This is a genomic window from Erythrobacter sp. (genome assembly GCF_036351135.1).
Classification (GTDB): Bacteria; Pseudomonadota; Alphaproteobacteria; order Sphingomonadales; family Sphingomonadaceae; genus Erythrobacter.
In genome coordinates, this window is record NZ_JAZBON010000018.1 from 1 (window position 1) to 6123 (window position 6123).

7 protein-coding genes are annotated in these 6123 nt (G+C 64.1%); 5 read left to right on the plus strand and 2 right to left on the minus strand.

The features are described from left to right. Both V2I30_RS05590 and V2I30_RS05595 read right to left on the minus strand, forming a co-directional pair. On the minus strand, positions 1–844 hold an 844-nt coding region (locus V2I30_RS05590), incomplete at its 3' end, for an isoaspartyl peptidase/L-asparaginase family protein (RefSeq protein ID WP_330661094.1). 39 nt (positions 845–883) lie between these two features. Then, on the minus strand, positions 884–1831 hold the full coding sequence (locus V2I30_RS05595; RefSeq protein ID WP_330661095.1) for an alpha/beta hydrolase: 948 nt from the start codon (positions 1829–1831) through the stop codon (positions 884–886). Between the two features lie 219 nt (positions 1832–2050). Between V2I30_RS05595 and ispG the strand changes: the two genes are divergently transcribed. The 5 genes from ispG to V2I30_RS05620 all read left to right on the plus strand — a co-directional run bounded on the left by ispG (position 2051) and on the right by V2I30_RS05620 (position 5963). Further along, on the plus strand, positions 2051–3199 hold the full coding sequence (gene ispG / locus V2I30_RS05600; RefSeq protein ID WP_330661096.1) for a flavodoxin-dependent (E)-4-hydroxy-3-methylbut-2-enyl-diphosphate synthase: 1149 nt from the start codon (positions 2051–2053) through the stop codon (positions 3197–3199). Positions 3200–3253: 54 nt separating this feature from the next. Beyond that, entirely contained in the window at positions 3254–3796 is a 543-nt protein-coding gene (locus tag V2I30_RS05605; RefSeq protein WP_330661097.1) for a manganese efflux pump MntP, read from the plus strand. A gap of 2 nt (positions 3797–3798) precedes the next feature. Then, positions 3799–4752 carry a histone deacetylase family protein gene (locus tag V2I30_RS05610; RefSeq protein WP_330661098.1) on the plus strand — a complete coding sequence of 318 codons (954 nt, stop codon included), beginning with the start codon at positions 3799–3801 and terminating at the stop codon, positions 4750–4752. A 24-nt stretch (positions 4753–4776) separates the two neighbouring features. Next, a complete protein-coding gene (locus V2I30_RS05615) occupies positions 4777–5481 on the plus strand; it encodes a murein L,D-transpeptidase catalytic domain-containing protein (protein ID WP_330661099.1) in 705 nt (234 codons plus the stop codon). A gap of 68 nt (positions 5482–5549) precedes the next feature. Further along, positions 5550–5963 carry a hypothetical protein gene (locus V2I30_RS05620; RefSeq protein ID WP_330661100.1) on the plus strand — a complete coding sequence of 138 codons (414 nt, stop codon included), beginning with the start codon at positions 5550–5552 and terminating at the stop codon, positions 5961–5963. Positions 5964–6123: the final 160 nt, after the last annotated feature.

Genomic DNA, 6123 nt, shown 5'->3' on the forward strand with positions numbered 1-6123 from the left:
CTGCTTCACTTAAGCCTTCCGCATCCCCTGGCGGCGCGAGCCTTATCCGCGTGCAAATCTCCTGCGACACCCCCACCCGGATGAAATACTCCCCCCACCCAGTCGCCGAAACGGCGCACGCGCGATTGTCCGCATACGTGCCGGCGCCGATCACCGGAGCGTCCCCGATCCGGCCCCAGCGCTTGCCGGTCATGCCGCCGGTCGAAGTCCCCGCCGCGAGGTTGCCGTCCATGTCCAGCGCCACCGCGCCGACCGTGCCGAACTTCGTATCGACATCAAGCGCGGACATCTCCTCCGCCTTCATCCGTTCAAGCGATTGCCGCCGCGCTTCGGTCGCGAACCATTCGGAGCCGACGGTTTCGATGTCCTGCGTCGCGGCAAACTGTTCCGCGCCCTCACCCATCAGGAAGACGTGTTCGCTTTCGGTGCGCACCGAATCGGCCAGCAGGATGGGGTTCTTGATACTCGTCACCCCCGTCACCGCCCCTGCGCTGCGATCGCGCCCATCCATAATCGAGGCGTCGAGTTCGTTCACCCCGTCCCAGGTGAAGACCGCGCCGCGCCCGGCATTGAACAGCGGATCATCCTCCATCGGCACGATCGCGGCCCTGACCGCCGCGATCGCGCTGCCCCCATCGGCCAGGATTGCGGCGCCCGCATCGAGCGCGTTCTGCAGCGCCGCTTCGTAAGCCGCGCGCCGCTCGGGCGACATGACATCGGGATCGAGCGTGCCGGCCCCGCCATGGATCGCAATCGACCAGCGCGGTTCACCTTCTTCGGCGGGCTGCGCGGTAAGCGAGGACGGCAGGCAAAGGGCGAGAGCGGTGACGAAGAGCTTTTTCATGGGCGCGACGCTAGCTCCAAAATCCGCGCGCTGCCAGCCTCAGTTCGACCCGAGAAAATCCTTCAGCAGCGCCAGCGTATCCTTCGCCTCGCGCGTCGGGGTGATCGCCATGAAGACATGCGGCGCGGCTTCGTATTCGTAGAGCTTTGCATCCACGCCCGCTTCGACGAGGCGCGCGACGAAGGTGCGGCTATCGACGATGAAGAGGTCGTGCCGCCCGGTCCAGATGCGGGTCGGTGGGAGTTTGGCAAGATCCTCCAACGAAGTGCGCAACAGGCTGAGATCGGCGCCAACCACATCCCGCTCCCCGGCGAATATCTCTCCGCATGCGCGCAAGGTGCCGATCTTGAGCATGATGTCGTGCGGCTCAACCGCGGCGATGGCCGGGTCTTCAAGCGCCAAATCCAGCCACGGCGCGAACAGCGCGAGGCGACCGGGCTGCGGACCGCCTGCCCGCGACAGCCTGAGCGCGAGGCTGAGCGCCATATGCCCACCCGCGCTGTCGCCGTTGAGGACGATGCGGGCAGGATCATGCTCGGCAGCGATTTTTGCAAAGGTGGCGTCGGCCAGCGCGTCCTGCGCGCTCGCATCATGCTCGGGCACCACAGGATAAAGCGGCAGCGTGACGCTGATCCCGCAGCGCTCCACCATCGCCGCGGCAAGCGGCCAGTGCTCCTTGAACATCGGCAGGACGAAGCCACCGCCGTGAAAATAGAGCATATGCCAGCGTCCCGGTCCGCCCTTGGGATGCAGCGTGATGACCCTGTGCCCTTCCGCCTCCCAGCGATCCACCCGAAATTGACGCGCCAGCTTTTCCGGCAACGGCGCGTCCACCGGTTCTTCGCGCCCGGCCATGTGCGCGCGAAATTCGTCGGCGGTGTGGGGAAAGACCGGGGTGCGTCGCGCCATTACCCACGTTACCGCGCGCATCAGCCAGCTCGCCCGCGCGCTGCGCAGTTCGGATGCATTCCTGTAGTTATGGTCCATTACCGCCCCTTTTTCGCTCGATGGTGGACGAGCGGGAGCAAAGGTCAAGGTTTCACCCAGTAACCCTGGGGACCGTGCCTATCGTCGGAAAGGCTCGCAAATTCGCCGCGGCATTGCCATAAGGAGGACACGCGCAGGGTTGGACGTCCGGTCTCCCTCCCGCGCGCCTAACCATGCCGGAGCCCGGCGGCCCGGCGCAGACGTGGAAAACTGCGACACATGAATGCCCTTCGTCCCTGGCGCACCATCGAACGGCGCGAATGCCGTCAGATCATGGTCGGCGACGTGCCCGTCGGCGGCGATGCGCCGATCACCGTCCAGACCATGACGAACACGCCAACCGAGGATGCAGGCGCGACGATCGATCAGATCCGCCGCTGCGAGGAAGTAGGCTGCGACATCATCCGTGTCTCCTGCCCGACCGAGGAAGCAACCGCCGCATTTCCGCTCATCACCCGTGCGGCCAATATCCCTGTCGTTGCCGACATCCACTTTCACTACAAGCGCGCGCTCGAAGCTGCCGATGGCGGCGCGGCGTGCCTGCGCATCAATCCGGGCAATATCGGCAATTCGAAAAAGGTCGCCGAAGTGGTCCGCGCGGCGAAGGCCAATGGCTGCGCGATCCGCATCGGGGTCAATGCCGGGAGCCTGGAGAAAGACCTCCTCGAGAAATACGGTGAGCCCTGCCCCGAAGCGCTGATCGAGTCCGCGCTCGACCACATCAAGCTGTTGCAGGACCACGACTTCCACGAATTCAAGGTCGCGGTGAAGGCGTCAGACGTGTTCCTCGCCGTCGCCGCCTATCACGGGCTGGCCGAAACGGTGGACTGCCCGCTGCATCTCGGCATCACCGAAGCGGGCGGCCTCATTGGCGGGACGGTCAAGTCGAGCATCGGCATGGGTTCGCTGCTTTGGGCCGGGATCGGCGACACGATCCGCGTCTCGCTTTCGGCCGAGCCGGAGGAAGAGGTCAAGGTCGGCTACGAAATGCTCAAGGCACTGGGCCTGCGCACCCGCGGCGTGCGCGTCGTGTCGTGTCCGAGCTGCTCGCGCCAGGGCTTCGACGTGATCCGCACGGTCGAAACGCTCGAAAAGCGTCTCGAACACATCAAGACTCCGATGAGTCTCAGCGTGCTCGGCTGCGTCGTCAATGGCCCCGGAGAAGCGCGCGAAACCGATATCGGCCTTACCGGCGGCGGTTCGGGCAAGCATATGGTCTACCTCTCCGGCATGAAAGCACACACGATCGAGGACGAAGACATGCTCGACCACATCGTGCGTCTGGTCGAAGAGAAGGCTGCCCGGATCGAAGCGGGCGAAGAGGCGGCATTCGACCCGCACGCAGTGCCTGCCGAAGCGGCAGAATAACCAGCGTACGACCGATGCCGACCACCTCGCCCGCATCCCTGGGTGAGCGATCGCATGGGTGAGACGATCCTGCTCGCCGTCGCACTCGCGATGGATGCCTTTGCCGTGGCGCTTGCGCAGGGCGCGCGGCAGCGTCCCGCGATCGGGCCGAGCCTCGTCATCGCAACAGCCTTCGCCTTGGCGCAGGGGGTCATGCCGCTGATCGGGTGGGGCCTCGGCGCGATTGCCATGCCGTTGGTCGCCACATTCGACCACTGGATCGCCTTTGCGCTGCTGGCGGGGATCGGCTTGCAGATGATCCGTGATTCTGGCGATGAGACGGCGCCTCCGGCCTTCAACTTCACAGCCCTGTCTATGGCGGCACTCGCCACCAGTATCGACGCGCTGGCTGCCGGCGCAACCTTGCCCACGCTGGAGATCGCGCCCCTCCCTGCAGCTGCGATCATAGCTGCGACGACCTTCGCGCTTTCGCTTGCCGGGATCGCGATCGGGCGGGTCGCCGGAGACCGGCTGGGGCGTCCGGCGGAGATCGTCGGTGGCTGCGTCCTGATCGCGCTCGGTTGCAAGATCGTGTTCGACCACACATTTGGGGGCTAAGCATGCTCCACGTCGTTCACCATGCCGATTACATGGCCCCGCGTCCTGAGCGTGGGACCTTCAAATTCGACAAGTACCAGCTTGTCGTGGTGGTGCTGCGCGAAAGCGGCGCTGCAATCACCGAACATGCGCCCGACCCGATGCCGCGCGAATGGCTTGAGGCGGTGCACGACCCGGCCTATGTCGCTCAAGTTTTCGACGTCCAGGTCCCGCGCGAGAAGGAACGTCGCATCGGCTTCCCGGTGACCGCGCGGATCCGTGACCGCGTCCGCCATACCAATGGCGGAACATGGCTCGCCGCGCAGCTCGCCTTCGAACATGGCTATGCCGCCAACAGCGCCGCCGGGAGCCACCATGCGCTCAGCCATACAGGCGCAGGCTATTGCGTGTTCAACGACCTCGCCGTCGCATCGAACCGCCTGATCGCGCAAGGAGATGCGCGCCGGATCCTGATTGTCGATTGCGACGTACACCAGGGCGATGGCACTGCCAGCCTCACAGCCGCGCGCGACGACGTGTTCACCTTGTCGCTGCATGCCGAGAAGAACTTTCCGGTAAGGAAGGCGCGCTCCAATCGAGACGTTGCCCTGCCAGATGGCCTTGATGATGACGGGTTCATGGAAGCGCTCGACCGGCATCTTCCCGACGTGATTGACCAGTTCGAGCCCGACTTTGTCTTCTATCAGGCCGGGGTCGACCCGCATGTGGATGACAAGCTGGGTCGGCTTGCCCTGACCGACGAGGGCCTGGAAAGCCGCGATCGCTTCGTGGTGAGCCAGGCGCGGCAGCGCGGGCTTCCCATCGCTTCGGCTCTGGGCGGTGGGTATGGCGACGATCAGCGCGAAGTCGCGGCGCGCCACGCTCGCTCGATGCTGGCGATGGCGGATGCTAATGCGGAGGTTTGCGCCATTGCAACGCGCCGCGATGACGCGCTAGAATATTCACCGGAACGCTAGGATTGCCGTGATAGTAGTATTGTCATGAACCGCCGCGATCTTTTGAAGACTACGCTTGTCGCCGGGGCAACGCTGGCTCTGCCGACAAGGATCGCCGCACAGCCGCGCGCCGGTTCGCCGCGCGACCGCTCGCTGTTCGAGATCGCCAAGCGAGAGCTCGACAAGGCGGGCGATGCGATCTGGCGCCGCGATATCGTCGGCATTGCCGACTATGGCGTGCACTCCGCTCAGCGCCGGTTTCACTTCGTCAATCTCGACCGCGAAGAAGTGCAGTCCTACCATGTCAGCCACGGCACCGGCTCCGATCCCGAGCATGATGGGTGGCTCAATCATTACTCCAATGTCGAAGGCTCCAACGCGACCAGCCGCGGGGCCTATGTGACGTGGGAATGGTATGTCGGGCGTTACGGCACATCGGTCCGGCTCGGCGGGCTGAACGAGACCAACAGCAATGCGCTCGAACGCTATATCGTCATGCACCGCGCCGATTATGCCGAGCCGTCGCATATCGATCGCTGGGGGCGGCTCGGGCGTTCGAACGGGTGTTTTGCTCTGGGCGAGAAGCAGTTTCGCGTGGCGCTGCTCAACCTGTCGGGCGGGCGCCTGCTGTTCGCCGACAGCCTCGGCCTGCAAGACGATGGCCGAATGCTGACCCGCGCGGAGCAGATGCAGATGTTGCAGCCCGAACAGCCAAACGCGGCGCAGCGGTATATGCCTGGGGTGTATTAGAGGTGCCGTATAGGCCGTCCTACGGGCTCGGCGGTCCACCCCAATTGTCGGCGATATTACCGGCTAGCTTGGCGAGCGCGGTTACCGGCCTGGCGGGGCTGTTTGCGATAATGTTTTTCTTTGCGTTTCCGACTTCCGATAGCCTTGAGGAAATCGCCAGCTTTCTGATGTTCGCCGGCTTTTTCTCCGTATTCGCTTTGCTCGGAGCGAGCTTTGTTACGGGTGCCATGCTGCTGATCATCGGATTGCCGGTTGCATGGGTGCTCGGAGCGCGCATCCGTGAACGTTGGAGCCTTTTCCTCGCTGTGGTCGTAGCAATCTTAGCCAGCTTCCTGGCCGGCAGTTTTGCGCCCAGCTACAGCAGCGATCAGCCTTATCGCTGGTTCGATGGATGGCCCGCACTAATCTTTGGCTTGCCCGCCGCCTTTTTCTACCGCCACTACGTCATCGCTAATCTGATGGATGAGGATGACGCTTTCTGATCACGCCTCCCCGCGCGGATCGTTCTCGATCACGATCACCTCATCGTCGATTGCGTTAGACCTGTCGTCCACCCGCGGCTGATCCAGGCTCGCCAACACCGGCGCGTCGCGGCCGTAGATATCGTCGAAGGTGCGCATCTTACCATCGATGTCCGTCGCC

Bases quoted from the DNA above. Each gene is read 5' to 3' on its own strand.
- V2I30_RS05615 (WP_330661099.1), top strand. From the start codon at position 4,777: ATGAACCGCCGCGATCTTTTGAAGACTACGCTTGTCGCCGGGGCAACG.
- V2I30_RS05595 (WP_330661095.1), bottom strand. From the start codon at position 1,831: ATGGACCATAACTACAGGAATGCATCCGAACTGCGCAGCGCGCGGGCG.
- V2I30_RS05605 (WP_330661097.1), top strand. From the start codon at position 3,254: ATGGGTGAGACGATCCTGCTCGCCGTCGCACTCGCGATGGATGCCTTT.
- V2I30_RS05610 (WP_330661098.1), top strand. From the start codon at position 3,799: ATGCTCCACGTCGTTCACCATGCCGATTACATGGCCCCGCGTCCTGAG.
- ispG (WP_330661096.1), top strand. From the start codon at position 2,051: ATGAATGCCCTTCGTCCCTGGCGCACCATCGAACGGCGCGAATGCCGT.